The 26,326-nt window shown below is 62.2% G+C and carries 20 protein-coding genes and 6 pseudogenes; 12 read left to right on the top strand and 14 right to left on the bottom strand.

Annotation, left to right across the window (positions count from 1 at the left end; genetic code table 11):
* Positions 1 to 6 precede the first annotated feature (6 nt).
* From AB5975_01275 to AB5975_01260, 4 genes and pseudogenes are all read left to right on the top strand, one after another.
* A complete protein-coding gene (locus tag AB5975_01275; GenBank protein ID XDR20627.1) occupies positions 7 to 414 on the top strand; it encodes a GFA family protein in 408 nt (135 codons plus the stop codon).
* Positions 415 to 540: 126 nt separating this feature from the next.
* Positions 541 to 879 (top strand): FKBP-type peptidyl-prolyl cis-trans isomerase, encoded by a 339-nt coding sequence (locus AB5975_01270; protein XDR20626.1) that lies wholly within the window; start codon positions 541 to 543, stop codon positions 877 to 879.
* A 234-nt stretch (positions 880 to 1,113) separates the two neighbouring features.
* A complete protein-coding gene (locus AB5975_01265; protein XDR20625.1) occupies positions 1,114 to 1,776 on the top strand; it encodes a histidine phosphatase family protein in 663 nt (220 codons plus the stop codon).
* Between the two features lie 44 nt (positions 1,777 to 1,820).
* Positions 1,821 to 3,013 (top strand): annotated as a pseudogene (locus AB5975_01260) (D-amino acid dehydrogenase).
* Between the two features lie 118 nt (positions 3,014 to 3,131).
* On the opposite strand, the pseudogene AB5975_01255 reads toward AB5975_01260, so the two are convergent.
* The 3 genes and pseudogenes from AB5975_01255 to AB5975_01245 all read right to left on the bottom strand — a co-directional run bounded on the left by AB5975_01255 (position 3,132) and on the right by AB5975_01245 (position 6,340).
* A pseudogene (locus tag AB5975_01255) lies at positions 3,132 to 3,859 on the bottom strand (aspartate/glutamate racemase family protein).
* A gap of 16 nt (positions 3,860 to 3,875) precedes the next feature.
* Positions 3,876 to 5,407, bottom strand: a pseudogene (locus tag AB5975_01250) (NCS1 family nucleobase:cation symporter-1).
* A 495-nt stretch (positions 5,408 to 5,902) separates the two neighbouring features.
* Complete coding sequence (locus tag AB5975_01245; protein ID XDR20624.1) at positions 5,903 to 6,340, bottom strand: Lrp/AsnC family transcriptional regulator; 438 nt, start codon at positions 6,338 to 6,340, stop codon at positions 5,903 to 5,905.
* A 133-nt stretch (positions 6,341 to 6,473) separates the two neighbouring features.
* Between AB5975_01245 and AB5975_01240 the strand changes: the two genes are divergently transcribed.
* Together AB5975_01240 and AB5975_01235 are read left to right on the top strand one after the other, a co-directional pair.
* Positions 6,474 to 7,397 carry a DMT family transporter gene (locus AB5975_01240; protein ID XDR20623.1) on the top strand — a complete coding sequence of 308 codons (924 nt, stop codon included), beginning with the start codon at positions 6,474 to 6,476 and terminating at the stop codon, positions 7,395 to 7,397.
* 1 nt (position 7,398) lies between these two features.
* Positions 7,399 to 8,354 (top strand): annotated as a pseudogene (locus AB5975_01235) (class I SAM-dependent methyltransferase).
* A 58-nt stretch (positions 8,355 to 8,412) separates the two neighbouring features.
* Here AB5975_01235 and AB5975_01230 read toward each other — a convergent pair.
* Positions 8,413 to 9,215: pseudogene (locus tag AB5975_01230) on the bottom strand (mechanosensitive ion channel family protein).
* Between the two features lie 67 nt (positions 9,216 to 9,282).
* Between AB5975_01230 and AB5975_01225 the strand changes: the two are divergent.
* The 3 genes and pseudogenes from AB5975_01225 (at position 9,283) to AB5975_01215 (ending at position 11,536) form a co-directional block, all read left to right on the top strand.
* Positions 9,283 to 9,450 (top strand): annotated as a pseudogene (locus tag AB5975_01225) (class I SAM-dependent methyltransferase).
* Between the two features lie 195 nt (positions 9,451 to 9,645).
* A complete protein-coding gene (locus tag AB5975_01220; protein XDR20622.1) occupies positions 9,646 to 11,157 on the top strand; it encodes an MFS transporter in 1,512 nt (503 codons plus the stop codon).
* Positions 11,158 to 11,242: 85 nt separating this feature from the next.
* Positions 11,243 to 11,536 carry a hypothetical protein gene (locus AB5975_01215; GenBank protein ID XDR20621.1) on the top strand — a complete coding sequence of 98 codons (294 nt, stop codon included), beginning with the start codon at positions 11,243 to 11,245 and terminating at the stop codon, positions 11,534 to 11,536.
* Positions 11,537 to 11,738: 202 nt separating this feature from the next.
* Here AB5975_01215 and AB5975_01210 read toward each other — a convergent pair whose 3' ends face one another.
* The 8 genes from AB5975_01210 to gcl form a co-directional block, all read right to left on the bottom strand.
* On the bottom strand, positions 11,739 to 12,737 hold the full coding sequence (locus AB5975_01210) for a sulfate ABC transporter substrate-binding protein (GenBank protein ID XDR20620.1): 999 nt from the start codon (positions 12,735 to 12,737) through the stop codon (positions 11,739 to 11,741).
* A gap of 209 nt (positions 12,738 to 12,946) precedes the next feature.
* Complete coding sequence (locus tag AB5975_01205) at positions 12,947 to 13,768, bottom strand: ion transporter (GenBank protein XDR20619.1); 822 nt, start codon at positions 13,766 to 13,768, stop codon at positions 12,947 to 12,949.
* Between the two features lie 45 nt (positions 13,769 to 13,813).
* Positions 13,814 to 14,686: an urea transporter gene (locus AB5975_01200; GenBank protein ID XDR20618.1), complete on the bottom strand. Its 873-nt coding sequence runs from the start codon at positions 14,684 to 14,686 to the stop codon at positions 13,814 to 13,816.
* Positions 14,687 to 14,892: 206 nt separating this feature from the next.
* Positions 14,893 to 16,308: a pyruvate kinase gene (pyk, locus tag AB5975_01195; GenBank protein ID XDR20617.1), complete on the bottom strand. Its 1,416-nt coding sequence runs from the start codon at positions 16,306 to 16,308 to the stop codon at positions 14,893 to 14,895.
* Positions 16,305 to 17,579 carry a glycerate kinase gene (locus AB5975_01190; GenBank protein ID XDR20616.1) on the bottom strand — a complete coding sequence of 425 codons (1,275 nt, stop codon included), beginning with the start codon at positions 17,577 to 17,579 and terminating at the stop codon, positions 16,305 to 16,307. The genes pyk and AB5975_01190 overlap by 4 nt, the downstream gene beginning before the upstream one ends.
* Positions 17,580 to 17,819: 240 nt before the next feature.
* A complete protein-coding gene (locus AB5975_01185) occupies positions 17,820 to 18,713 on the bottom strand; it encodes a 2-hydroxy-3-oxopropionate reductase (protein XDR20615.1) in 894 nt (297 codons plus the stop codon).
* A 180-nt stretch (positions 18,714 to 18,893) separates the two neighbouring features.
* Positions 18,894 to 19,676 carry a hydroxypyruvate isomerase gene (gene hyi, locus AB5975_01180; protein ID XDR20614.1) on the bottom strand — a complete coding sequence of 261 codons (783 nt, stop codon included), beginning with the start codon at positions 19,674 to 19,676 and terminating at the stop codon, positions 18,894 to 18,896.
* A gap of 54 nt (positions 19,677 to 19,730) precedes the next feature.
* A complete protein-coding gene (gene gcl / locus AB5975_01175) occupies positions 19,731 to 21,506 on the bottom strand; it encodes a glyoxylate carboligase (GenBank protein ID XDR20613.1) in 1,776 nt (591 codons plus the stop codon).
* A 257-nt stretch (positions 21,507 to 21,763) separates the two neighbouring features.
* On the opposite strand from gcl, the gene AB5975_01170 reads away from it, so the two are divergent.
* Entirely contained in the window at positions 21,764 to 22,204 is a 441-nt protein-coding gene (locus AB5975_01170; protein XDR20612.1) for a heme-binding protein, read from the top strand.
* A gap of 76 nt (positions 22,205 to 22,280) precedes the next feature.
* Positions 22,281 to 22,409, top strand: a complete 129-nt coding sequence (locus AB5975_01165; protein ID XDR20611.1) for a hypothetical protein — start codon at positions 22,281 to 22,283, stop codon at positions 22,407 to 22,409.
* A gap of 221 nt (positions 22,410 to 22,630) precedes the next feature.
* Here the strand turns inward: AB5975_01165 and AB5975_01160 are convergent, their stop codons facing one another.
* On the bottom strand, positions 22,631 to 23,242 hold the full coding sequence (locus AB5975_01160; protein XDR20610.1) for a TetR/AcrR family transcriptional regulator: 612 nt from the start codon (positions 23,240 to 23,242) through the stop codon (positions 22,631 to 22,633).
* Between the two features lie 132 nt (positions 23,243 to 23,374).
* On the opposite strand from AB5975_01160, the gene AB5975_01155 reads away from it, so the two are divergent.
* Positions 23,375 to 24,289, top strand: coding sequence for a DUF808 domain-containing protein (locus AB5975_01155; protein XDR20609.1), 915 nt, complete (start codon positions 23,375 to 23,377; stop codon positions 24,287 to 24,289).
* Between the two features lie 126 nt (positions 24,290 to 24,415).
* Here the strand turns inward: AB5975_01155 and AB5975_01150 are convergent, their stop codons facing one another.
* Complete coding sequence (locus AB5975_01150; GenBank protein ID XDR20608.1) at positions 24,416 to 26,323, bottom strand: LTA synthase family protein; 1,908 nt, start codon at positions 26,321 to 26,323, stop codon at positions 24,416 to 24,418.
* Between the last annotated feature and the right edge of the window lie 3 nt (positions 26,324 to 26,326).

Raw genomic sequence — 26,326 nt, 5'->3', positions numbered from 1 at the left:
CCACCCATGGCCCTGGAAAAACAAGGCACCTGCCTGTGCGGCGACACGCGGCTGACGGTCACCGTCGACAATACCCATATCAGCGCTTGTCATTGCAGCATGTGCCGCAAGTGGACCGGCGGCCCGCTGCTGGTGGTGCACTGCAGCAAGCCTCCGCTGATCGAAGGGCGTGCGCCCAGCGTCTATGATTCGTCCGACTGGGCCCAGCGTGCTTTCTGTGGCCGCTGTGGTACGCACCTGTACTACCGGCTCAAGGCCAACGACTTCCATGCCGTGCCGGTCGGCCTGCTCGATGGCGACCAAGCCTGGGATTTCGACCTGCAGATCTTCGTCGAACAGAAGCCCGCGTGGTACTGCTTCGCCAATCAGACCAAGGAGCTGTCCGGCCAAGAGGTGTTCGAGCAGAACAGCTGATTCAACGTCATGTTTGTCCGGAGGCATTCCGTGGTGAATGCCTCCGGACATTTCTGCCTGAACTTGCCAAACCGGTGCATTCCTGAGAAAAGGGCGGTTTTGTTTTTCAGCGTTTGGAGTGTACCCGTGAGCCAAGAACTGCAGATCATCGACCTGGTCGAGGGTGATGGCAAAGCCGCCGTCAAAGGTGCCCTGATCACCACCCAGTACACCGGCTGGCTGGCCGATGGCAGCGAGTTCGACTCGTCCTGGTCGCGCGGTAAGCCGTTCCAGTGCGTGATCGGTACCGGCAGGGTAATCAAAGGCTGGGATCAAGGCCTGATGGGCATGCGCGTAGGTGGCAAGCGCAAGCTGCTGGTACCGGCGCACCTGGGGTATGGCGAACGCAGCGTGGGGGCGATCCCGCCGAATTCGGACCTGACCTTCGAGATTGAACTGCTGGAAGTGCTCACGCGGGATGATTGAGTGGGCACGTTGCAACCCGAGGTTCTTGCACCTTACACAATTGCGCAACACCCAGCCCCTAATCTAGGCCTTGCCTAGGGAACGGCATCCACCTCCAGGGAGGAACCAAACGGGTTCGGGGCACTCTGACCCTGACGCGTTGCCAGGGATGGCATTCACTACACGGGCGCCCTGCAACTGGCCGGGCGATGTGGCGGGTAAACCCGATTTTCTCTGCCACACGAGCCTGCCTTGATGAAGTTGCCAACATTCTTCCGTCGTCGCCGCCACTTGCTGCTGAGCCTGGTGCTCACAGCCGTCGCCGTACCATTGGCGCTGGAGGCTGTCGAAAGCCGGGCACGACCGGTGGATGGCACCCAGACCCTGGTGTTTCTGCGTCATGGCGAGAAGCCGGGCGAGGGGCTCGGGCAGTTGAATTGCCAGGGCCTCAACCGTGCGCTGGACCTGGCCACTGTACTGCCCGAGCGCTTCGGCAAGGCCGACTATGTGTTTGCCGCCAACCCCACGCGGCATGTCGAGGAAGGCAGCCGGGATGAAAGCTACAGCTACATCCGCCCATTGATGACCATCACCCCCAGTGCCATCCGCCTCGGCTTACCGGTGAATATCGACTACGGCGCCAACGACACCGCTGAACTGGCCGATGAGTTGCTGAGCGACAAATACCGCAATGCGACCATCTATACCGCCTGGTCCCACGGCTACCTGCCGGAACTGATCAACACGGTGGCCGGCAAGGCCTTGGGGGAGGAGCGGGTGATCACCGAGGACTGGAGCGGCGAAGACTTCGACACCCTCTACGTACTGACCCTGACCTGGCACGATGGCAAGGCCAGCCTGCTGAGCCGCAATGTGCGTCAGGGCCTGAATGACGGTGCGCATAGCTGCCCGACCTGATCCGCTGGTACTGTTTGGCAAGGAAGCCGGAACAGGGATGAGCGATGAAGCAGCAGGTAACGGTGGTCGGTGGCGGAGTGGTGGGCCTGGCGACGGCTTACGCGCTGGTTCGGGAAGGGCGGTCGGTTGACCTGATCGAGGCCCGCGACAGCCTGGCGTCGGCCACCAGCTTTGCCAATGGCGGGCAATTGTCCTATCGCTATGTGGCGCCGCTGGCTGATGCCGGGGTGCCGTGGCAGGCGCTGGGCTGGCTGTTGCAGGGCGAGTCGCCATTGCGCTTGCGCTTGCGCATGGACCCGGCCCAGTGGCGCTGGCTGCTGGCATTCACCCTGGCTTGCAGGCGTAGCGTCAATCGCCGTAATGCCGGGCACTTGCTTGAGCTGGCGCTGTACAGCCAGGCCGTTTTGGCGCAGTGGCGCGAACACCAGAACCTGGGGGATTTCGCCTGGCGGCGCAATGGCAAGCTGGTGGCTTTTCGCAGTGAACGGGCCTATGCCAAAGGCCGGGAACAGTTGACGGACCCAGCCAGTCAGCAGGTGCTGGCGGCTGCCGAGCTGCGCGGGCTGGAGCCTGCCCTGGATGGCGCACCGTTTGTGGGGGGCGTGTTCACGGCGGGCGAAGAGGTTGGCGATTGCCACGTGTTTTGCTTGCGGCTGGAGGCGCTGTTGCGTGCGTCGGGCCAGTGCCGTTTCCTGCTTGGCCGGCCAGTGACGCAATTGGTTCAGCGCCAGGGCCAGGTCGTGGCACTGCAACTGGGCGATCAGCAGCTGGACGTGGAGCAGTTGGTGCTGTGTGCTGGGCATCGCGGCCCAGGCTTGGCATTACCGGGGGTGCAGATACCGGTTTACCCGCTGAAGGGCTACAGCCTGACCGCACCGATCAGCGCCGGGCACCTGCCCCCGGAGGTGAGCCTTACCGACTATGAGCGCAAAATCGTCTATGCACGCCTGGGGCAGCAGCTGCGGGTAGCGGCGATGGTGGACATTGTCGGCTTCGACGAGTCGGTGGACATGCGCCGTTTGCAGAGCATGCGGCGGCTGGCGCTGGAGACGCTGCCGAGGGCGGCGGATTATGGCCAGGCGGTGGAGTGGGCGGGGATGCGACCAGCGACACCTACCGGCGTGCCGATCATAGGTGGGACGGTGTACCGCAACCTGTGGCTGAACCTGGGCATGGGGCGTTGGGGTTCACCTTGGCCTGTGGCAGTGCGCAGCGTTTGGCCGGGATGATGCGTTAAGCGGGCCGGCCTCTTCGCGGCTAAAGCCGCTCCTACGAGGACCCCACGGTATTCAGGCTTGCGCTGGTCCGGTAGGAGCGGCTTTAGCCGCGAAGAGGCCGGTACAGGCGAAGGATGTCTAGCGGCCGAAGCGCATCGGCCAGCCCACCACTTTCTTCGCCCGTGGCGTCGCATAGGTGCGCACTTTGGACGTGCTCAAACCCATGCGCACCAGCGATTCGGCAATGGTCACCGCTGCACTCACACCATCCACCACCGGCACGCCGGTGCGTTGGCGAATCTGCTCGTCCAGCCCGGCCATGCCGCCACAACCCAGGCAAATCACCTCGGCCTTGTCGTCACGCACGGCGCGTTCGGCCTGCTCGACAATCGCCTCCACGGCCCGCAGCGGGTCGGCTTCCAGTTCCAGCACCGCCAGCCCGCTGGCTCGCACCGAGGCGCAGCGGTCATACAGGCCCGAGAGCTTCAGGCGGTCCTCGATCAATGGCACGGTGCGGTCAAGCGTGGTTACTACGGAATAGGCGTGGCCCAGGTACATTGCCGTGCTGGCGGCGGCGTCAGTAATGTCCACCACAGGCACGTTGAGCAGTTCCTGCAGGCCTTCGCGGCCATGTTCGCCATAACCGGCCTGGATCACGGCATCGTAGGGCCCTTCAAAGGCCAGGACCCGGTCCATCACCGCGATGGCCGCCAGGTAGCTCTCGAAGTTGCCCTCCACCGATTCGGCGCCGAACCAGGGCGTGAGGCCGACGATTTCGGTACCGGTGCGGCCACCGCACGGGCCTGCTCGGCAATGGCCTGGGTAATGGCTTCGGTGGTGTTGACGTTGGCGATCAGAATACGCATGGGCAGTCCTCCTTGATTAATGGCCGCTGTGGTCGACGGCGATGCACTCGCCGCTGACGTCGTGGTAGTGGCGGTTACGTGGCGCGATCAGCAGGTACAGGGCGGCGGCGATGCCGGCACCGATCAGCCAGGAGAACGGCGCGATACCCTGGAAGTTGGGCACCAGGGCCAGCACGATGGCCAGCAGTGCGGCCGGCACGAAGGCGGCCACGGCGCGCAGGTTGATGCCCTTGCTGTAGTGATAGGCACCGGCCGGGTGCTCGGTATACAGCTCTGGCACGTTGATGCAGCCTTTGCGCAGCAACCAGTAGTCGGACATGATCACGCCGTACAGCGGGCCGAGCAGGGCGCCCAGGCCCGACAGGAAGTACACGATCACCAGCGGGCTGTTGTACAGGTTCCAGGGCAGGATCAGCACCGCCAGGGTGGCACTGATCAGCCCGGCACGGCGGAAGTTCAGGTGGCGCGGTGCCAGGTTGCTGAGTACGAAGGCCGGGGCGACGAAGTTGGCCATGATGTTCACCGCCACGGTGACGATCAGGAAGGCCAGGCAGCCGAGCACCAGGAATGGCGTGCTGGGTATGGCGGCGACGATCTGCGTAGGGCTGTCGATGATGTGGCCGTTGATCTGGAATTGCGCGCCGCACAGCACCACGGTGATCACGGCGAACACCAGGATGTTCACCGGCAGGCCCCAGAAGTTGCCGACGCGGATGGTCTTGCGGCAAGGCGAGGAGCGGGCGAAGTCACAGAAGTTCAGCACCAGGGTGCCGTAGATCGCCAGCCACAGTGCGCCGCCGGCAAAGATGTTGCGCCACATCTCGTAGCCGGTCAGCGGGGTAGCCACCGACCAGGCAATGCGCGCGTCGGCCTTGAAGTACATGAACACCGCCAGGGCGGCGACGGTCAGCAGGATCACAGGCCCGGCAAAGGCCTCGTAACGGCGCACCATCTCCATGCCGTAGGCCAGGATCACCAGCTGCACCAGCCAGATCGACACGAAACACACCCAGCCCAGGCTCGACAGGCCGAGGATGCTGTCGTGGTCGTAGGCTGCCAGTTGCGGCCACACGGCGGTGAGCAGCACCCGCAGCACCACCGATGCCAGGTAGGTCTGGATGCCGAACCAGGCGATGGCGATGATGGCACGTATCAGCGCCGGGATCTGCGCGCCGTGGATGCCGAAGGCAATGCGGCTGATGACCGGGAACGGTACCCCGGTTTTCTGCCCATGTAACCCGACAGGTTCATGAAGAAGTACACCAGTGCCGCGCCGATGGCCAGCGACAGCAGAATTTGCCAGCCGCCCAGGCCGAGGGCGAACAAGCCCATGGCGAACGAATAGTTGGCGATATTGTGCACATCGTTGGTCCACAGCGCGAAGATGCTGTAGCCGCCCCAGCGACGGCCTTCCATACGCGTGGGCGCCAGGTCGCGGTTATGCAGGCGCGGGCTGAGAACAAGGTCCGGCTGGTGGCCGGCAAGCGTGGACGCGGGGTGTGTGCTGGCGACGGATTGTTCAGGGGCAAGGTCGAGGCTGCTACTCATTCCGGCGGGCTCCTGATGCACATGGACTGCGATGAGCGGGCATGCGCACGGGCTCGCCATCTCGTCGGTGCAGCGTTGGCATCACAGGGTTGTGGGCGCGGCGGCTGACATTGGGTCGGCGTCGCGGATTCTTGTGTATCTATGTTTTGTTTAAGTTGTATACAAAACACGAACACACAAAAGCGAGTTCCATGCCAAGGGAAGAGCAGGTTTCAATAGGTGATCATTTCGAACTTATCTTTTTCAAAGGTAAGTTAATGAAATACAGAGAATATAAGTTGACCAAATGAACAAGTTATATTTTTTGAAAGATTGATTAGTTGATCATTTGGTCAAAATAGAGGGTGGAAAGTGTGTAACGAATTGGGGCGCTACTGAAGAAAGTGCACACAAAAATGGCACCTATGGTTACGTTTTTGTGTACAAAAATAGTCAGCTTTTCCTGTGCTGGCCTCTTCGCGGGCACGCCTGCGAAGAGGCCAGCACAGGAGACAATCAATCCATTGGCGGCAACCGCCGCTTGACCGGGGTCTTCTTGATGATCGCGGTATTGGTCTCAGCCAGCACATTCATGAGGTCGAGCAGGGTGTCCAGCTGCTCCATCGAGCGCACATGCAGTCGGGCGACGAAGCAGTCTTCGCCAATGACCTTGTCGCATTCGGTGAACTCAGGGATGGCAATGATCTGGCGCTCCACCTCCTGCAGCTTCCCCGGTAGCGGACGGATGCGCACGATCGCCTGCAACTGGTAGCCAAAGGCGCGCGGGTCGACCTCCACGGTATAGCCGCGCAGCACGCCACGCTCTTCCAGCCGGCGCAGGCGCTCGCTGACGCTGGGTGCGGACAGCCCGCTGACCTGCGCCAGCGCCTTGAGCGAGCGGCGCGAGTCCTCCATCAGTGCATTGATCAATAATTGGTCGATGGCATCGGTCATACCCACCTCATCAGGTGATTCGTGTTGTTTGCCTTGATAGTAAAGGCAGGTTGGCGAAATTGCCTTGGTTATCCGCTGGATGGCCAGGCTGCCGCCTTTGCATACTGTGGCCATCATCAACGGGAGGTTTGAGATGGACAGTTCATTGCGCCGTGGCTCGCTGGAAATGGTCGCTGCCATGCTGATTTCCGGGACCATTGGCTGGTTCGTGCTGGTGTCCGGCCAGCCGGTGCTGGATGTGGTGTTCTGGCGCTGCGTGTTCGGTGCCGTGACCTTGCTGGCGATTTGCGCCGCGTTTGGCTTTCTGCACCCGGGCGTGATCAGCCGCACGGCATTTTTGCTGGCGATAGCCAGCGGGGTGGCCATTGTCGGCAACTGGCTGCTGTTGTTCGCTTCATACGCCCGGGCGTCGATTGCCATCGGCACGGCGGTGTACAACGTGCAGCCGTTCATGCTGGTGGGGCTGGCGGCGCTGTTTCTGGGCGAAAAGATCACCTTGGCCAAGGTGACCTGGCTGAGTGTGGCGTTCCTCGGCATGCTGGCCATCGTCAGTGCCCATGGCGCTGGGCAAAGTAATGGCGAGGACTATCTGCTGGGGATTGCCCTGGCGCTTGGGGCGGCGTTTCTGTATGCAATCGCGGCCTTGATCATCAAGCGCCTGAGTGGCACGCCCCCGCACCTGATTGCGTTGATTCAGGTAACCACGGGTGTGTTGCTGCTGGCGCCATGGGTCACGCTTGGTGGGTTGCCGGTTGAAGTGCCGGCGTTGGCCAGCTTGTTGACACTGGGCATGGTGCACACCGGCCTGATGTATGTGCTGTTGTACAGCGCCATCCAGCGTTTGCCCACGGCCTTGACCGGTGCGCTGTCGTTCATTTACCCGATTGCGGCAATTCTGGTGGACTGGGTGGCGTTCGGGCACCGCCTGGCGCCGCTGCAGTGGCTGGGGGTGGGGTTGATCCTGCTGGCGGCGGCGGGGATGCAGCAGGGGTGGTGGTTCCGCTCGGCGCGGCATCCTGTAGGCGCGGGTTTACCCGCGAAGAGGCCCGCAAGGTAGAATGCCGCTTTTTGCCAGCCTGCGATCCGCCATGACCTCGCCCATCGACACCCTTGAGCAACACCTGCTTGCCGCCCTCGACCCTGCCCCACAGGAAACCCGCCGCCTGTTTCACGGCCGCGGCCGCTGCTGGCAGGGCCTGGAGCAGGTCACCGTCGACTGGCTGCAGGGCGTGTTGTCGGTCGCCTTGTTCCGTGAGCCGCCCGAAGGCCAGCTCGCCGAACTGGAAGCCATGCTGCGCAGCTTGGCCGCGCGTCCGCAGTGGACGGGGCAGGCGGTCATCATCCAGCACCGCTACCTGCCCGACAGCCCGGGCCAGTGGCTGCTGGGCGAGCCGTGCCAGCAACGCGAAATGATCGAGGACGGCCTGACCTACCTGCTGGACTTGGGCGTGCGGCAAAACAATGGCCTGTTCCTCGACATGCGCTATGGCCGCCGTTGGGTGCGCGAGCAGGCGGCGGGCAAGCGCGTGCTGAACCTGTTCGCTTATACCTGCGGCTTTTCCGTGGCAGCGATTGCCGGTGGCGCTGAGCAGGTGGTGAACCTGGACATGGCCAAGTCGGCCCTGTCGCGGGGCCGGGACAACCATCGCCTCAATGGCCACGATGCATCACGGGTGGCGTACCTGGGGCATGAACTGTTCAAGTCGTGGGGCAAGGTGCGCAAGTACGGGCCTTATGACCTGATCATCATCGACCCGCCAACCTTCCAGCGTGGCAGCTTTGTGCTGACCCAGGATTACGCAAAGATCCTGCGGCGTTTGCCGGAGTTGTTGAATGCGGGGGAACGGTGCTGGCGTGTGTCAACGATCCGGGCATCGGGCCGGAATTCCTGATTGAAGGCATGGCAGAGCAGGCGCCTTCGCTGGCTTATGTCGAACGCCTGGAAAACCCGCCGGAGTTTCCGGACGTTGACCCGGCTGGCGGGCTGAAGGCCTTGGTATTCCGTCAGGTTTGATGCTGCCCTTGCTGGAAGCTTCGCGGGCGAGCCCGCGAAAGGGCCGGTGCAGGCGAATTCAAGCCCCCAGGGCCTGCAGCGGCAGCGGGTACACCTGGGCAAAGCGGTCCACCCCGGATACCTGTAACGGCCCTTGCAGGTTGATGCGCAGCAGCGGGTCTTCGCTGATCGACTTGCCCACCTCATGGATCAGCGCGAGTGACGCATCCACATCACTGTCGTAAGTGAACTGCACCGAGAAGAACGCATAGGCGAACTGCCGCGACTGGTTGGTAACCGCCTTGATCTGGCCAAACGGCACCGAGTGCACGAAGCCTTTGCCATCGCGCAGCCGCTACGGATCGTCAGGCTTTCGACTGTACCGGTATGGCCGGAATCGAGCACTACCCAGTCGCCGATGGAAATGGAATCCTCGATGAGGATGAACAACCCGGTAATCACATCGTGCACCAGCTGCTGCGAGCCGAAGCCGATGGCCAGGCTGATCACCCCGGCACCGGCCAGGAACGGCGTGACGTTGGTGCCCAGGTTGGCCATGGTGGTGATGGTGTAGATGACGATCAGGACCACTTTGATCGCATTGTGCAGCATCGGCAGGATGGTCCGCACCCGGGTGCTCGGCTGACGCGCGCTGCGGCGGCCGACGGGGGGCTTGAGTGCTTCCTGGATGGCCGTATCGAGTACCACCCACAGCAGCCAGGTGACCAGCAGGATCAAGCCAATGCTCGACAGCGAGTTGCTGATCGCCTGGCCCAGGCTGTTGCTCAGGGCGAAATCGACCACCGAGAAGCCCCAGATGCGCCCCAGCAGCTCGATGAAGGTGACGGCCATGTCGATGCGCAGTAGCGCGTGGGCGAGGCTGCGCATCCCTTGTAGGAGCCGAGGTGAACGGCACGCTGTTGTCCGGCAGGCGGGTTACCAGTTGTTCGGCACCTTACTGGCCTGTGCCAACGACCCAGGCATCGGGCTGCAGTTCCTTATCGAAGAGTTGTCCTTGCATGCCCCGGCGCTGGTGTTCGCCGAGCGGCTGGCGAGTCCGCCAATTTTTCGGATGCGGGCGTGGAGGAGCACTCAAGGTGATGAAGTTCTATTTTAAATACGTCATTATTCATCCGTTAATGTAGGATTTATCTTACGGATATGATTTATTTATACTCATTGTGTGGGGATTAATTGTTTTGACAATTTTTAATATTTGCAATGAAGTTGGCCGTCTACTAGGGTCCGAGTTCCTATTTGGATGCGGCGCCGACAATCAGTGATCGGCTTGATCAAGGCAGGGAGAATGCCAATGTTCAACACTTACCAGCGATGGCTCGTATTGGCCGTCCTGTCCTTCGCCTTGCTATTGGTTGCGATCGACATGACGGTCCTTTACATCGCCTTGCCCACACTTACCCATGCGCTCGGGGCATCTACCTCCGAAAAGCTGTGGATCATCAACATGTATCCTCTGGTCGTCGCCGGCCTGTTGCTGGGTGCTGGCACCTTCGGTGATCGCATCGGCCACCAGCGATTGTTCGTGATCGGCCTTGTGCTGTTCGGTGCGGCGTCGCTTCTGGCTGCATTCGCGCCATCTTCCGTGCTGCTAATCCTGGCTAGGGGCGCGCTGGGCGTCGGTGCGGCGGCCATGATGCCGGCCACGCTGGCGATCATCAGCCTGACCTTCGAGGATGAGCGTGAGCGTGGTTTTGCCATCGGCGTCTGGACGGCCGTGGCTTCAGGTGGTGCAGCGATTGGTCCGCTGATAGGGGGGGCGCTGCTCGAGCATTTCTGGTGGGGTTCCGTGTTTCTGATCAACGTGCCCATCGTGCTGGTGGCCCTGGTGTTGTCCTTGCTGCTGATCAGGAACACGCAACAGGCCAACGCCGGGCCATGGGACTTGCTTGGCTCCCTTCAGGCGATGGTAGGGCTCATCAGCCTGGCGTACCTGATCAAGGAATTCGCCAAGCCCGAGCCCTCGCTGGTGGCGGCGCTGGGGGCGTTGGCCATCTGCGCGGGCTTCGGCTGGATGTTCGTGCGCGGGCAGCGCAAGCGTGGTTTTCCGTTGATCGACCTGCAGATTTTCCGCAGCCCCGCGTTCTCCTCTGCGGTCATCGCCAGCCTGGCCGCGGCCGGCTGCCTGATGGGCATCAACCTGGTACTGAGCCAGCGCCTGCAACTGGTTGTCGGGCTATCCCCGCTCGAGACCGGCCTTTATTTCCTGCCCCTTTCCGTGGGAGCGATCGTGGCCGGTCCGTTAAGCGGCTGGTTGCTGCCCAAGGTTCGTTGTGATCGGTTCCTGGTGCTCGCACTGTTGATCTACGCCGGTGCCATTGGCCTGTTCATGTACAGTTTCAGCCAGTCGGTCGCCCTGCAACTGCTGCTGCTGTTCGTCATGGGTGCTTGCGTAGGGGCGAGTATGACCGGGGCGTCCACCACCATCATGGCCAGCGCGCCGCCGGAGCGAGCGGGGATGGCCGCTTCGGCCGAGGAAATTTCCTACGAGCTGGGAGGAGGGTTGGGCATCGCCTTCATGGGTAGCCTGATGTCGGTGGTGTACAGCCGCTCGCTGGTCGTGCCCGAGCAGGCCGCCGACGCGGCGCGCCTGCAGGACGGGATCGACAGCGCGCTGGCCGCTGCCGCGCAAATGCCCGCCCCGCTGGGGCAGGAAATCGCTGTGAATGCGCGATTGGCGTTCGACCAAGCGGTGTCCTCGGTAATGATGGCCACCGTGGGGGTACTCGTGGTCATCGCACTGTTGGTGTTTGTGAACTTTCGAAGGTATTCGACAGTTTCTGCCGAACAGCAAGTTTCTTCTTGATTTAGTCAAATAATGCTCGGCCGGAACTGTTCAGTTGAATAGTTCCGGGTCTGGATTTGTGCTGCTTTAAATTTGGAGAGGTGGCTTGCGCCTACTATTGGGGCAATTGTATGATCAGCGTGCGGCCTTGCATCTGGAACAGCGTTATGTCGGCGAAGTCCTGATACCGCAGGAGCATCTTTGTGCTCATCATCTGCGTGAGGCCGTGCGGTTTGTCGTGAGGAAGTATCCGGCACTTCGTGGCTGTTTCACGCGCAGCGAAGGCGAATGGCGCATGGACTTTGTTGCCGTTGACGCGTTTCCCGTGGACCAGGCATTGCATGTAGTTGCCGCCGCCCCCGGGGTGTTGCCTGGTGCACAGGTTCAGGCCAGCGTCTAAGCACTGCTCACGACCTTTCCTTTGACGGTTTTGCTCAATAGCCGCGCTTTAATCTCTAATGTGGTGTTTCAGAGAGAGGGCTTTTGACAGGCGCATAAAAAATCCGATGCTCGTTTCCAAGCGTCGGATTTTGCGGCCTACAGGCTAAAGGTCAATGAGTCTGTCTTAACTGACTGGCATTAGGCCAGATGCCCCCTTACGGCTATTGGTTGGTATAGATCTGGTCAAACACCCCACCATCATTGAAGTGGGTCTTCTGCACGGTACGCCAGTCACCGAAGGTTTTCTCCACCGACAGGAAGTCCACTTTCGGGAAGCGGTCGGTGTACTTGGCCAGTACCGTCGCATCACGCGGGCGCAGGTAGTTGTTGGCGGCGATCTCCTGGGCTGCGGGTGACCACAGGTACTTCAGGTATTCCTCGGCCACGGCCTGGGTGCCTTTTCTGGCCACCACCTTGTCGACCACCGTCACCGGTGGCTCGGCTTCGGCCGATACGCTTGGGTAGACCACTTCGAACTGGTCGCGGCCGAACTCGCGGGCGATCATCTCGGCTTCGTTCTCGAAGGTGACCAGCACGTCACCGATCTGGTTGGTCATGAACGTGGTGGTGGCGGCACGGCCACCGGTGTCCAGCACGGGTGCCTGTTTGAACAGCTTGCCGACGAAGTCGCGGGCTTTGCTTTCATCGCCGCCTTGCTTGAGTACGTAGCCCCAGGCCGACAGGTAGGTATAGCGGCCATTACCCGAGGTTTTCGGGTTGGGCACGATCACCTGGACACCGTCCTTGAGCAGGTCGGGCCAGTCTTTGAGGGCTTTCGGGTTGCCCTTGCGCACGATGAACACAGTGGCCGAGGTGAACGGCGCGCTGTTGTTCGGCAGGCGGGTTACCCAGTTGTCGGGCACCAGCTTGCCATTGTCGGCCAGGGCGTTGATGTCGGTGGCCATGTTCATGGTGATGACATCGGCCGGCAGGCCATCGATCACTGCACGGGCCTGCTTGCTCGAGCCGCCGAAGGACATCTGCACGTTGACCTTCTCGTTGTGCTCGGCTTCCCAGTGCTTCTGGAAGGCCGGGTTGTAGTCCTTGTAGAAGTCGCGCATCACGTCGTAGGAAACGTTGAGCAGGGTGGGGGCGGCCTGGGCGAGGTTGCCCAGGGCCAGGCCTGCGGCGAGCAGCGAGGCGGTGAAGAGTTTTTTCACGTTGCTTCCTTGTTCTTGAAGGGTGTTGGGGCAGATTGCCAGCGACTATAGCGGGTGGGTTTATACGGGTTAAAGAACAAAAAATGCTTTGGTTATGCTTCTGCCTGTGCCGGCCTCTTCGCGGGTGAACCCGCTCCTACAGGGACCGCGCACGGTCCGGGCCTGTTGTAGGGGCGGGCTCACCCGCGAAGAGGCCGGCGCAGGCGCTGTCACGCTTTGGGAAACAACCCATTCCCACAGCGAGAACAGAACGCCGCCCCATGCTCGTGGGTCTTCTTGTGGCAGGTCGGGCAATCATGCTGCAGCTGCTCCCCTCGCATGGCATTGGCCAGCTCGGCGGTGAAGATGCCGGTCGGCACGGCAATGATCGAGTAACCGGTAATCATCACCAGCGACGACAGCACCTGCCCCAGCGGGGTCTTCGGCACGATGTCGCCAAAGCCCACGGTGGTCAGGGTAACGATGGCCCAGTAGATGCCTTTGGGGATGCTGGTAAAACCATGCTCAGGCCCTTCGATCACGTACATCAGCGTGCCGAACACTGTCACCAGCGTCGATACCGTCACCAGGAACACGATGATCTTCTGCTTGCTGCCGCGTAGCGCCTCCATCAGGTAATGGGCCTGCTTGAGGTACGGGCTGAGCTTGAGTACACGGAAGATCCGCAGCATCCGGATGACCCGGATGATGAGCAGGTACTGGGCGTCGCTGTAGTACAGCGCGAGGATCCCCGGCACGATCGCCAGTAAATCGACCAGGCCGTAGAAACTGAAGGCATAGCGCAGCGGCTTGGGCGAGCAGTACAGGCGGGTGATGTATTCGGCCAGGAAGATCGCGGTAAAGCCCCACTCGATGCCGGCCAGCAGGCCGGCGTAGCCTTGGTGCACCTCGTCGATGCTGTCGAGGATCACCGTGACCAGGCTGGCCAGGATGATCAGCAACAGGATCTTGTCGAAGCGGCGACCGGCTACGGTGTCGGTCTGGAAGACGATGACGAAGAGCCGCTCGCGCAGGCTCGCTGGGTTGTTCATTGGCTCGTTCCACAAAAGCGATGGGCTGAGCCTAGGGGTTGCGTATCAGCCGTGCAAGCGGCTGGCGTTGCGCTGCCTGGGTTGCGCCAGGTGACTGCCCAAGTGCATCAGCCAGCAGGCGGCAACGAAGGGGGCGGTCAGGCCAGGCACTGGCAGCAGCTTGAACAGCGGTTGCAACAGCAGGGCCAACGCTATCGCCAGCAGCGTTACCCAAGGTTTTTCACCTTGCCTGCTGAAGGCCAGTGCCGCCAGTGCGCCATTGAAGCCATACAAACCCAGCCACGCTCCCTGTGCCTGGTCGGCGAGCAACGCCACCCCGCCGCCAATGGCCGAGCCGATCACCGCCCACAGCGCCGCATAGGGATTGGCGATGAACATGCCGACGATGATCAGCAACCCGGCCAAGGGCTGGTCGAGCAGGAAGATCTGGCCCACGCCGCGGGCCAACGCGTACAGCGGGTCAGCTTCGACGAAGCCGCTGGGCGAGGGGCTGACGACTAGCAGTGTGCCCCAGCCCAGCAGCACGAATGGCGCGGTATAGGCGACCAGCAACTTGCCGCCTCGCTTGCGCCACTGGTGGGTGATGATGCTGGACAGGCCGCCGGCGGCGATGATCAGTGGTGGAAGGATGGCCGACCAGGGCAGTACGGCGCTGATCAGAATGCCGATCAGTACGCCGTTGTAGCAGTAAAGCCCGGCCTGGCGATCGGCACGGTCATAGCCGCGTGCCTGGGCGGTGAGCAGGCCGGCCAGGGCGCCAAGCAGCGCGCCGCCGACCAGGTTGGGTGCGGTCAGCAAGATGGCCAGCAGGCAGCACAGGCCGCACAGGGGGTTGCGCAGCAGCAGCACCTGGCTGAAGCCGTTGAGTAACGCCGTGGCCCAGTCGGGGCACGGGTTGACGAAATTTTTGGTGTACATGGGGCAGTCAGTGAGGTTGATGGGGGAGCGGTGGGCCTCTTTGGGCCTCGGTTTTCCGCGGTCGGGTAGAGCGGTATTCGGGGAGGGCTTTGCCCTCCAATCGCGACACAAGGCCGCTCCCACAGGGATTGCATTCCCTTGTGCCAGCGTGGCCCTGTGGGAGCGGCCTTGTGTCGCGAAAGGGGCGCAACGCGCCCCCGGCAATCTCAGATCAAAGTCTCGATCCGCAGCGTGTTAGTCGTACCCGGCTTGCCGAAAGGCACGCCAGCGGTGATCAGCAGCGTGTCGCCACGGTTGGCCATGCCTTGCGCCTGGGCAATCTCCAGGGCAGTGGAAACCACCTCGTCCACCTGACGCAGGCGGTCGTTGACCACCGAATGCACACCCCAAGCCACGCTGAGGCGGCGTGCGGTGTTCAGGTTCGGCGTCAGGTTGAGGATCGGTGCCCGTGGCCGCTCGCGTGCCGCGCGCAGGGTCGAGGCACCCGACTCGCTGTAGTTGACCAGCACCGCCACTGGCAGGATGCCGCTGATGCGGCGGATCGCGCAGCTGATGGCGTCCGACACGGTGGCCTCGGCCTTTGGCCGGCCGACGTCGAGCTGGGCCTGGTAGTCCGGGCCGTTCTCAACCTGGCGGATGATCTTGCTCATCATCTGCACGGCTTCCAGCGGGTAATCACCCGAGGCGGTTTCGGCCGACAGCATCACTGCATCGGCACCTTCGGCCACCGCGTTGGCCACGTCGGTGACTTCGGCACGGGTTGGCGCTGGCGAGAAACGCATCGACTCGAGCATCTGCGTGGCCACCACCACGGGTTTGCCCAGCTGGCGGCAGGTGCCGATGATGCGCTTCTGGATCTGCGGCACGCTCTCGGCCGGTACTTCCACGCCCAGGTCACCACGGGCCACCATGATCGCGTCTGCCAGCTCGGCGATGGCTTGCAGTTGCTCGACGGCCGATGGTTTCTCGATCTTGGCCATCAGGTAGGCGCGGTCGCCAATCAGCTGGCGCGCTTCGACGATGTCCTCAGGGCGCTGCACGAACGACAGGGCGACCCAGTCCACACCCAGCTCCAGGCCAAAGGCCAGGTCGCGGCGGTCTTTTTCGGTGAGCGGGGAGAGGTCGAGCACCGCTTGCGGTACGTTGACGCCCTTACGGTCGGAAAGCTCGCCACCGTTCAGCACCTCGGTGTCAATCGCGTCGCTGTGCTTGGCGGTCACGCGCAGGCGCAGTTTGCCGTCGTCCAGCAGCAGGTCCATGCCGGGCTCGAGGGCGGCGATGATTTCGGGGTGCGGCAGGTTGACCCGGCGGCTGTCGCCCGGGGTTTTGTCCAGGTCCAGGCGCAGGGCCTGCCCGCGTTGCAACTGCACTTTGCCTTCGGCGAAGCGGCCAACGCGCAGCTTCGGCCCTTGCAGGTCCATGAGGATGCCCAGCGGGTAGTTCAGTTGCTGCTCGACTTCGCGGATCCACTGGTAGCGCAGGGCGTGGTCGGCATGCTCGCCATGGCTGAAGTTGAGGCGAAAGATGTTCACCCCGGCTTCGACCAGCTGGCGGATATCGTCGATGCCGTTTATCGCAGGGCCAAGGGTGGCGAGGATCTTAACTTTTTTATCAGGCGTCATGATTGGGCAGTCTCGAGGATCAGGATGGCGCGGAAGTCGTTGACGTTGGTGCGGGTCGGTTCGGTGACGATCAGCGCCTCCAGCGCGGCGAAGTAGCCGTAGCCGTTGTTGTTGTCCAGCTCGTCGCTGGCCGACAGGCCCAAGGCTTCGGCGCTGGCGTAGCTGGCCGGGGTCATGAAGGCGCCGGCGTTTTCTTCCGAGCCATCGATGCCGTCGGTGTCACCGGCCAGGGCGTACACGCCCGGCAGGCCTTTCAGGCTTTCGGTGAGGCTGAGCAGGAACTCGGCGTTGCGCCCGCCACGGCCATTGCCGCGCACGGTCACGGTGGTTTCGCCACCCGACAGGATCACGCAGGGCGCTTTGAGCGGCTGGCCGTGCTGAACGATTTGCCGGGCGATACCGGCATGCACCTTGGCCACTTCGCGCGATTCACCTTCCAGGTCGCCGAGGATCAGCGGGCTGAAACCGGCCTGACGGGCTTTGACCGCGGCGGCCTCGAGCGACTGCTGGGGTTTGGCGATCAACTGGAAGTGGCTGCGGGCCAGGGCCGGATCATCGGCCTTGACGGTTTCCGAGGCCGGGTTGTTCAGCCAGTCGATGACCGCTTTGGGCGCTTCGATGTTGTAGCGTTTGAGGATGGCCAGGGCGTCGGCCGAGGTGCTCGGGTCGGCCACGGTGGGGCCGGAAGCGATGACCGTGGCGAGGTCGCCCGGTACATCGGAAATGGCATAGGTGTAGACCGTGGCCGGCCAGCAGGCCTTGGCCAGGCGCCCGCCCTTGATCGCCGAGAGGTGCTTGCGCACACAGTTCATCTCGCCGATGGTGGCGCCGGATTTCAGCAGTGCCTTGTTGATCTGCTGCTTGTCGGCCAGGGTCAGGCCTTCGGCAGGCAGGGCCAGCAGCGCCGAGCCACCGCCAGACAGCAGGAAGATGACGCGGTCTTCTTCGTTGAGGTTGCTGACCAGTTCCAGCACGCGCTTGGCCACAGCCAGGCCGGCAGCGTCCGGGACCGGGTGGGCGGCTTCGACCACCTCGATCTTCTGGCAGTTGGCGCCGTGGCCGTAACGGGTCACGACCAGGCCGGAGACTTCGCCCTGCCAGCTTTTCTCGACCACTTCGGCCATGGCAGCTGCGGCCTTGCCGGCGCCGATGACGATAACCCGGCCGCTGCGATCGGCGGGCAGGTAGGGTTCGAGGACTTGACGGGGGTGGGCGGCGGCGATGGCTGTGTCGAACAGTTCGCGGAGAAGTTTTTGCGGATCGACCGACATGGCAGGCTCCCAATTATTGTTGTTCTGCAGAATCAAAAACGCCCCTGGAACTGCCTCCGTGCAGGCCGAACCAGGGGCGGGTGTTGCTCGATGCCACCATTGGGCCTGTGGTCGCAGGTTCAACGGCGTTGGCTTCTTCGCGGACAAGCCCCGCTCCTACATGCACAGCTCTGAGCGATTGTGCGGTCTTTGGTAGGAGCGGGTTTACCCGCGAAGAGGCCAGTGAAGGCTAAAAACGACTTATTTGTCGTCGCGGATCGAGAAGTTGGCCATGTGCTCCAGGCCTTTGATCAGCGCCGAGTGGTCCCAGTTGCCGCCACCCAGTGCCTGGCAGGTGTTGAACACTTGCTGGGCATTGGAGGTGTTGGGCAGGTTGATGCCCAGTTCCTTGGCGCCTTGCAGGGCCAGGTTCAGGTCCTTCTGGTGCAGGTTGATGCGGAAGCCTGGGTCGAAGGTGCCCTTGATCATGCGCTCGGCGTGCACTTCGAGGATTTTCGACGAAGCAAAGCCGCCCATCAGTGCTTCACGCACCTTGGCAGGGTCGGCGCCGTTCTTGGCGGCGAACAGCAGGGCTTCGGCCACGGCCTGGATGTTCAGGGCGACAATGATCTGGTTGGCGACCTTGGCGGTCTGGCCGTCACCGTTGCCACCGACCCGGGTAATGTTCTTGCCCATGGCTTCGAACAGCGGCAGGGTGCGCTCGAAGGCGTTCGGGCAGCCACCGACCATGATGCTCAGGGTCGCGGCCTTGGCGCCGACTTCACCACCGGACACTGGGGCGTCCAGGTAGGCGGCACCGGTAGCCTTGATTTTTTCGGCGAAGGCTTTGGTAGCGGTAGGGGAGATCGAGCTCATGTCGATCACCACCTTGTTCGGGCCAACACCTTCGGCCACGCCGTTTTCACCGAACAGGACGCTTTCGACCTGCGGGGTGTCGGGAACCATGACGATGATGAATTCGGCTTCCTGGGCAACTTCTTTCGGGTTGGCCAGGGCCACGGCACCGGCGGCGATCAGGTCGGCTGGCGCGGCGTCGTGGTGGGTGGAAACGAAGATGCTGTGACCTGCTTTTTGCAGGTTCTGGGCCATGGGCTTGCCCATGATGCCGGTGCCGATGAAACCGATTTTAGCCATGAGAGATTACCTCGTTGTATTTGTTGAATCTCGATGGAGCAGGCTGCACAGGCCCGTTGTTGGACACAGAATTCTGTGGGAGCGGGCTTACCCGCGAAAGCGGCAGTGAAGCCAACGTCGCATTCGCGGGTGAACCCGCTCCTACAGGGTCAGGCATGTGTCACAGGACCTCGATCAGCCTTAGATTGCGTTGTGGGTTTTCAGCCAGCCCAGGCCTGCTTCGGTAGTAGTCTTGGGCTTGTACTCCGCGCCCACCCAGCCCTGGTAGCCAATGCGGTCCAGGTGTTCGAACAGGAAGCGGTAGTTGATCTCGCCGGTGCCTGGTTCATTGCGGCCGGGGTTGTCGGCCAGCTGGATGTGGTTGATCAGTTTCAGGTTGGCTTCCATGGTGCGAGCCAGGTCACCTTCCATGATCTGCATGTGGTAGATGTCGTATTGCAGGAACAGGTTGTCGCTGCCCACCTCGGCCTGGATTTCCAGGGCCTGCTGGGTGGTGTTCAGGTAGAAGCCTGGGATGTCGCGGGTGTTGATCATTTCCATGACCAGGCGAATACCGGCGCCCTTGAGCTTGTCAGCGGCGTAGCGCAGGTTCTCGACGAAGGTCTTGCGCACGGTAGCGCAGTCCGGGCCTTGTGGGCGGATGCCGGCCAGGGCGTTGACCTGGGTGTTGCCCAGCACCTTGGCGTATTCGATGGCCTTGTCGACACCCGCGCGGAATTCCTCGACGCGGTCAGGGTGGCAGGTGATACCGCGCTCACCTTTGGCCCAGTCGCCGGCCGGCAGGTTGAACAGCACCTGGGTCAGGCCGTTGGCCTCCAGCTGCTGCTTGATTTCAGCTGCGCTGAAGTCATAGGGGAACAGGTATTCGACGCCGCTGAAACCAGCATCGGCGGCAGCCTTGAAGCGGGCCAGGAAGTCCTGTTCGGTGAACAGCATGGACAGGTTGGCAGCGAAGCGAGGCATGAGTTGTCTCCTTGCGATGAAGGCCCCCAGAGCGTGCCTGGGGGCGTCAGGCGATCAGTCCAGCAGCGAGATGGCGGTTGGCGCGTCGTTGCCGACCAGGGCCAGGTCTTCGAACTCGTTGACCGCGTTGATCTCGGTGCCCATGGAAATGTTGGTCACACGCTCGAGAATCACTTCAACCACCACCGGCACGCGGAACTCTTCGGCCATCTTCTGTGCCTTGATCAGGGCAGGGGCGATTTCTGCTGGCTCGAACACACGGATGGCCTTGCAACCCAGGCCTTCGACCACGGCGACGTGGTCGACACCGTAGGTGGCAGCGTCGGTCGAGTTGATGTTCTCGAACGCCAGTTGTACACAGTAATCCATGTCGAAGCCACGCTGCGCCTGGCGGATCAGGCCCAGGTAGGCGTTGTTGACCAGCACGTGCACGTACGGCAGGTTGAACTGTGCACCCACCGCCAGTTCTTCGATCATGAACTGGAAGTCGTAGTCACCGGACAGCGCCACAACCTTGCGCTTCGGATCGGCTTTGACCACGCCCAGCGCAGCAGGGATGGTCCAGCCCAGCGGGCCGGCCTGGCCGCAGTTGATCCAGTGGCGAGGCTTGTACACATGCAGGAACTGCGCGCCGGCAATCTGCGACAGGCCGATGGTGCTGACGTAGCAGGTGTCCTTGCCGAATACCTGGTTCATTTCTTCGTAGACGCGCTGCGGCTTGACCGGCACGTTGTCGAAGTGGGTCTTGCGCTGCAGGCTCGACTTGCGCTCCTGGCACTCTTCCAGCCAGGCCTTGCGGCACTTGAGCTTGCCGGCCGCTTTCCACTCGCGGGCCACTTCCAGGAACACGTCCAGTGCCTTGCCAGCATCGGAAACGATGCCCAGGTCCGGGGTGAACACGCGGCCGATCTGGGTCGGTTCGATATCGACATGCACGAACTTGCGGCCTTCGGTGTAGACATCGACGGAACCGGTGTGGCGGTTGGCCCAGCGGTTACCGATACCGAATACCAGGTCGGACTTCAGCAGGGTTGCGTTGCCATAGCGGTGCGAGGTCTGCAGGCCAACCATGCCGACCATCTGGGCGTGGTCGTCCGGGATGGTGCCCCAGCCCATCAGGGTCGGGATCACGGGTACGCCGGTCAGTTCGGCGAATTCGACCAGCTTGTCGCTGGCGTCGGCGTTGATGATGCCGCCACCGGCTACCAGCAGTGGGCGCTCGGCGTCATTGAGCAGGGCCAGGGCTTTCTCGGCCTGTACGCGGGTGGCGGATGGCTTGTTGACTGCCAGTGGTTCGTAGGCATCGATGTCGAATTCGATTTCGGCCATCTGCACGTCGAACGGCAGGTCGATCAGCACCGGGCCTGGGCGGCCGGTACGCATTTCATAGAAGGCCTTCTGGAAGGCGTAAGGCACCTGGCCTGGCTCCAGAACGGTGGTCGCCCACTTGGTCACTGGCTTGACGATGTTGGTGATGTCGACAGCCTGGAAGTCTTCCTTGTGCAGGCGGGCACGTGGCGCCTGGCCAGTGATGCACAGAATCGGGATGGAGTCGGCCGAGGCGCTGTACAGGCCGGTGACCATGTCGGTGCCGGCAGGGCCGGAAGTGCCGATGCACACACCGATGTTGCCCGGGTTGGCGCGGGTGTAGCCCTCGGCCATGTGCGAGGCACCTTCGACGTGACGAGCGAGGACGTGATCGATGCCACCGACTTTCTTCAGGGCCGAATACAACGGGTTGATGGCAGCCCCCGGGATGCCGAACGCGGTATCTACACCTTCACGGCGCATGACCAGAACGGCTGCATCGATTGCTCTCATTTTGCTCATGGTTTGTGCCTCATCGATTTTGTAATTGTATACAACTTGCTTTGCGACAGAGTGTATTCACGCCTGGCGGCTCAGGTCAATGGGTTTTCATCGGGTGGGCTCGCTTTCGTCAAAGCGGCCGTGAAAACGGCTATTTGCGCCATCGCATACGATCGTTTCAAAATATTGTATACAAAAATACATCTCGTTGTGTTCTATTTGCTCTATCGGTTTTCAACTGCCCTTAGGGCTTCTCACAACAAGAAGAGGACCTTTCCATGAACGTCTTGAACCTGAAAATCGCTGTCAGCCTGGTAAACGCCGCACTGGCGGCAGGCCGCAAGATCAACGCCGCGCCACTGACCGTTGCGGTGCTGGATGCCGGCGGGCACCTGCTGGCGTTGCAGCGTGAGGATGGCGCGAGCCTGATTCGGCCTGAAGTGGCCACTGGCAAAGCCTGGGGTGCGATTGCCTTGGGCAAGGGGTCGCGCTTGCTGGCGCTGGATGCGCAGCAGCGGCCGGCTTTTTTTGCCGCGTTGAACGGGATGGGTGAGCGGCCGGTGGTGCCGGCGCCAGGTGGGGTGCTGATTCGTGATCAGGACGGCAAGGTGCTGGGTGCCGTGGGGATCAGCGGCGATACGTCGGATATCGACGAGCAGTGTGCGATCAGTGCGATCGAGGAGGTGGGGTTGCGGGCAGATGCCGGGGTAGCGGCGTAAGGCTCAAGTCAGCTGGGGCCGCTTTGCGGCCCATTCGCGACACAAGGCCCCACAAGGACTGCGCCAGGCTTTAGATGTGTACGGCGACTTTCAGGGCTTCCAGCGCCGGCTCGACCTTGATGCCCAGCGCTGCACCCAGCTCCATTACCCAGGGTTGATGGGCGGGTTTGCGGTGATGATGTTTCTCGACACTGCGCTGGGCTGAGGCTGAACACCGGCCTGTGGGAGCGGCCTTGTGTCGCGAAAGGGCCGCGAAGCGGCCCCGGCATTATTTGCATCGACGCTGAAACCCCGGGGCTGCTGTGCAGCCCTTTCGCGACGCAAGGCCGCTCCCACAGGGATCGCGCCAGCTTTCAGAAACTGAGCAAGACAGTTGCTCCCACAGGGGCGTGCGACCCCAGTGGAATGCGGTCCCCATTGGCCATGTCAGGCCACCTCTGGCTCACAACCCTTGAGCACCATGCGGATAATGGTTTCGGCCGCCGCGTCATAATCACTGTCGGCCAGCTTGGCCTTGCCGGTCACCGCAGAAATCTGCCAGTCGAAGTCGGCATAGGTCTGGGTCGCCGCCCAGATGCTGAACATCAGGTGGTGCGCATCCACATGGGCGATCTGCCCGCGGTCGATCCAGCGCTGGATGCACTCGATGTTGTGCCGGGCCTGCTCGTTCAACTGCTCTACCTGGTTTGCTGACAGGTGCGGCGCGCCATGCATGATCTCGCTGGCGAACACCTTGGACGCATGGGGCAGGTCACGCGAAATGCGAATTTTCGAACGAATGTACGCACTCAGCACTTCCTTCGGGTCGCCGTCTGCATTGAACGGCGTGGATGCCTGCATGATCGGCGCGATGATGCTTTCCAGGACCTCGCGGTAAAGGTTGTCCTTGGACTTGAAGTAGTAGTACACGTTCGGCTTGGGCAGGCCGGCCTTGGCCGCGATATCGCTGGTCTTGGTGGCGGCGAAGCCCTTGTCGGCGAATTCCTCGCTGGCCGCGCGCAGGATCAATTCCTTGTTGCGCTCGCGAATGGTGCTCATGGTCAGGGATCTTCCTCGTGTCTGGCCACCTCTAAGGGGGATCGGGCATGGTAGCACCGGGGTCGACGGGCGCTCAAGGCAGCGGCTTTGGGCTAGAATCCGGCACATTGACTTATTTGGATACAAGCAAACATGGCAGGAAGCAGTCTACTGGTACTGATCGACGACATCGCCACGCTGCTGGATGACGTCTCGCTAATGACCAAAGTCGCGGCGAAAAAGACAGCGGGTGTGCTGGGTGATGACCTGGCGCTGAATGCCCAGCAGGTCACCGGCGTGCGCGCCGATCGCGAACTTCCGGTCGTGTGGGCGGTGGCCAAGGGGTCGTTCGTCAACAAGGCGATCCTGGTTCCGGCCGCGCTGCTGATCAGTGCGTTCATACCGTGGGCGGTTACGCCGTTGTTGATGCTGGGTGGCGCGTTCCTGTGCTTCGAGGGTTTCGAGAAGCTGGCGCACAAGTTCCTGCACAGCAAGGATGAGGACGACGCGCAGCACAAGGCTCGACAGCAAGCCGTGGCGGACGCCAATGTCGACCTGGTGGCCTTCGAGAAGGCCAAGATCAAGGGCGCGGTGCGCACCGACTTCATCCTGTCGGCCGAGATCATTGCCATTACCTTGGGGATAGTGGCGGATACGCCGCTGCCGCAACAGATCATCGTGCTCTCGGGCATAGCCATTGTCATGACCATCGGGGTATACGGGCTGGTCGGCGGCATCGTCAAGCTCGACGACCTGGGGCTGTGGATGACCACGAAGGCCTCGCGTCTGGCTCAGTTGGTTGGCAACGGCATCCTCCGGGCTGCGCCCTACATGATGAAGAGCCTGTCGGTGATTGGTACTGCGGCGATGTTCCTGGTAGGGGGTGGGATCCTGGTGCATGGCATCGAGCCGCTGCATCATGCCATCGAGGCGTTCAGCGAAGGGCGTGGCGGGGCGTTGACCGGGGCGTTGCTCAACGGCGGGGCCGGAGTCATCGCAGGTGCTGTGGTGCTGGCGGTGGTAAGCGTTGCGGGGAAATTGTGGCGGGCGGTTCGGCCAGCCAATTGAGGCGTGTGGCCGGGGCTTTGCCCCGGTTCGCAGGTGAACCCGCTCCTACAGGGAATTGCTTGTTTCTGCAGGAACGGGCTTGCCCGTGAGCACCGGCAACGCCGGTGCCATCGCCGGATTGCAGGTCTACTGTTCGGCCACCGCCCCTTCCTCCTGCGGCTTCCAGGCCAGCAACCCCTTGCTGAAATCGTTGGCAGCACTTTGGTAATAGGCAATCGCCCGGCGGATCAGCGGGTTGTCACTGTCTGCACTCATTTCCCGGCTGTTGCCCAGGGCATCCTGGTGCACCCGCATGCCGCCGCGTGGGCTGAGGATCGCCAGGTCCTTGCCGTCGAACAGCCCCAGATGCTGGTAGTTGCCGATCAGTACCCGGGGTGGCAACTGGTTATCGCGCAGCAGGTCGCGGCCGAAGAAGGTCGAGGTATAGCTCAGGTTGAGCAGGCCGAGCAGGGTGGGTGCCAGGTCGATCTGGCTTGCCAGTTGCGCATCCTCGCGCGGGGCGATCAGCTTGGGTGCATAGATCCACAGCGGAATCTGGTAATTGCGCACCGGCAGGTCTTCCACCCCGGCGCTACCGGCGGTGTGGTCGGCGACAAACACGAACAGGGTATTGTCGAACCATGGCTTGCCCTTGGCTTCCTGCAGGAACTGCGCAATGGCATGGTCAGTGTATTTCACCGCACCTTCGCGGCCATCGCCCGAAGGAATGTCGATGCGGCCGTCCGGGTAGGTGTAGGGGCGGTGGTTGGAGGTGGTCATCAGTTGCAGAAAGAATGGCTGCTGCCTGGCGTGGCCGGCATCGGCCAGCCTGAGGGTCTGCCGGTACAGGTCCTCGTCGGCCATGCCCCAGGCGTTCTTGAAGCTGATTTCGTTCTCGGGGACGCTGCTCTGGTCGACGATGCGATAGCCGTTGCCGCTGAAGAAGGCGTTCATGTTGTCGAAGTAGCCACGCCCGCCATAGACGAACACTGCGTCATAGCCGACAGCCTTCAACTGCTGACCAAGGCTGGCATAGCCGCTTTCGCGGCCGATGCGCTTGACGATCGAGCGGCCGGGGGTAGGGGGGATTGACAGTGTGATGGCTTCCAGGCCCCGGTCGGTACGGGTACCGGTGGCATAGAAGTTGTTGAAGTACAGGCTCTGCGTGCGCAGTACGTCCAGGTTGGGCGTGAGGTTGCGCGGGTCGCCGTTGCTGCCCATGTACTTGGCGCTGAAGCTCTCGATGGTGACCAGGATGATGTTGGGCTTGCGTGGTGCGCCGCTGGCGTTGATATGACGGCGAATGTCCTCAGGTTCGCTGGCTTTGAACTGCGTGTTGGGCTCGGCCAGCTCTTGATGCATCTGCGCTCCGACTTCGCTGGCGTTGAGGCTGGCGTAGAACTGGGTGTAGTCCAGCTCGTTGTTCCGGAACGCGGCAAAGAACTGGTACGGGCCGTTGCTTGCCAGTTCGCGCTGATAGGCGTTACCGCCCTGCCCGCGGGGGAACTGCTGGTCGATCAGGAGTACGCTGAGCCCGCCCAGCACTGCCAGCAGGGCAAGGCCGCCAAGGCGCTGGCGCAGGTTGGCGCTGGGCGCAGCGAGTGCACGGGAGAGCGGTTTGCGCAGAATCAGTGCGAGCAGCACGGCCACCAAGGCAATGCTACCCAGCAGGGTCGGTAGCGGGTACGACTCGCGTATATTGTCCAGCACTTCTTTGGAGTAGACCAGGTAGTCGACGGCGATGAAGTTGAAACGCACACCGAATTCGTCCCAGAACAGCCACTCGGCCACGGCGACGAACAGCATCACGAACAGGCTGACGATGAGTGCGCCGCCCATCAGCCTGCGATGTAAGGCCGTGCGCCACAGTGCGGCCGGGCATATCGCCAGGTACAGCCCCAACGGCAGTGCAGCGTAGGTGAGGAAGCTCAGGTCGTACACGGCACCACTCAAGAATAATGAGAAGTAGTCGCCATGTACTTCATCAAGATGGGTGACCAGCAATACCAGGCGGGTCAGCAGGAAGATGCCGAACCAGAGTGAGCAAACTAGCATAAG

Origin of the sequence: Pseudomonas putida, assembly GCA_041071465.1 — a bacterium.
In the GTDB taxonomy this organism is placed as follows: domain Bacteria; phylum Pseudomonadota; class Gammaproteobacteria; order Pseudomonadales; family Pseudomonadaceae; genus Aquipseudomonas; species Aquipseudomonas putida_P.
Note: the sequence above shows the minus strand (reverse complement) of the source record. Positions and strands in the feature narration are given on the sequence as shown.

What these genes read in the sequence shown, in the direction of transcription:
- pyk (XDR20617.1), bottom strand. Translation starts at nt 16,308, where the DNA reads ATGACGCCTGATAAAAAAGTTAAGATCCTCGCCACCCTTGGCCCTGCG.
- AB5975_01240 (XDR20623.1), top strand. Translation starts at nt 6,474, where the DNA reads ATGGACAGTTCATTGCGCCGTGGCTCGCTGGAAATGGTCGCTGCCATG.
- AB5975_01155 (XDR20609.1), top strand. Translation starts at nt 23,375, where the DNA reads ATGGCAGGAAGCAGTCTACTGGTACTGATCGACGACATCGCCACGCTG.
- AB5975_01245 (XDR20624.1), bottom strand. Translation starts at nt 6,340, where the DNA reads ATGACCGATGCCATCGACCAATTATTGATCAATGCACTGATGGAGGAC.
- AB5975_01170 (XDR20612.1), top strand. Translation starts at nt 21,764, where the DNA reads ATGAACGTCTTGAACCTGAAAATCGCTGTCAGCCTGGTAAACGCCGCA.
- hyi (XDR20614.1), bottom strand. Translation starts at nt 19,676, where the DNA reads ATGCCTCGCTTCGCTGCCAACCTGTCCATGCTGTTCACCGAACAGGAC.
- AB5975_01275 (XDR20627.1), top strand. Translation starts at nt 7, where the DNA reads ATGGCCCTGGAAAAACAAGGCACCTGCCTGTGCGGCGACACGCGGCTG.
- AB5975_01190 (XDR20616.1), bottom strand. Translation starts at nt 17,579, where the DNA reads ATGTCGGTCGATCCGCAAAAACTTCTCCGCGAACTGTTCGACACAGCC.
- AB5975_01205 (XDR20619.1), bottom strand. Translation starts at nt 13,768, where the DNA reads ATGAACAACCCAGCGAGCCTGCGCGAGCGGCTCTTCGTCATCGTCTTC.
- gcl (XDR20613.1), bottom strand. Translation starts at nt 21,506, where the DNA reads ATGAGCAAAATGAGAGCAATCGATGCAGCCGTTCTGGTCATGCGCCGT.
- AB5975_01220 (XDR20622.1), top strand. Translation starts at nt 9,646, where the DNA reads ATGTTCAACACTTACCAGCGATGGCTCGTATTGGCCGTCCTGTCCTTC.
- AB5975_01200 (XDR20618.1), bottom strand. Translation starts at nt 14,686, where the DNA reads ATGTACACCAAAAATTTCGTCAACCCGTGCCCCGACTGGGCCACGGCG.
- AB5975_01160 (XDR20610.1), bottom strand. Translation starts at nt 23,242, where the DNA reads ATGAGCACCATTCGCGAGCGCAACAAGGAATTGATCCTGCGCGCGGCC.
- AB5975_01185 (XDR20615.1), bottom strand. Translation starts at nt 18,713, where the DNA reads ATGGCTAAAATCGGTTTCATCGGCACCGGCATCATGGGCAAGCCCATG.
- AB5975_01150 (XDR20608.1), bottom strand. Translation starts at nt 26,323, where the DNA reads ATGCTAGTTTGCTCACTCTGGTTCGGCATCTTCCTGCTGACCCGCCTG.
- AB5975_01265 (XDR20625.1), top strand. Translation starts at nt 1,114, where the DNA reads ATGAAGTTGCCAACATTCTTCCGTCGTCGCCGCCACTTGCTGCTGAGC.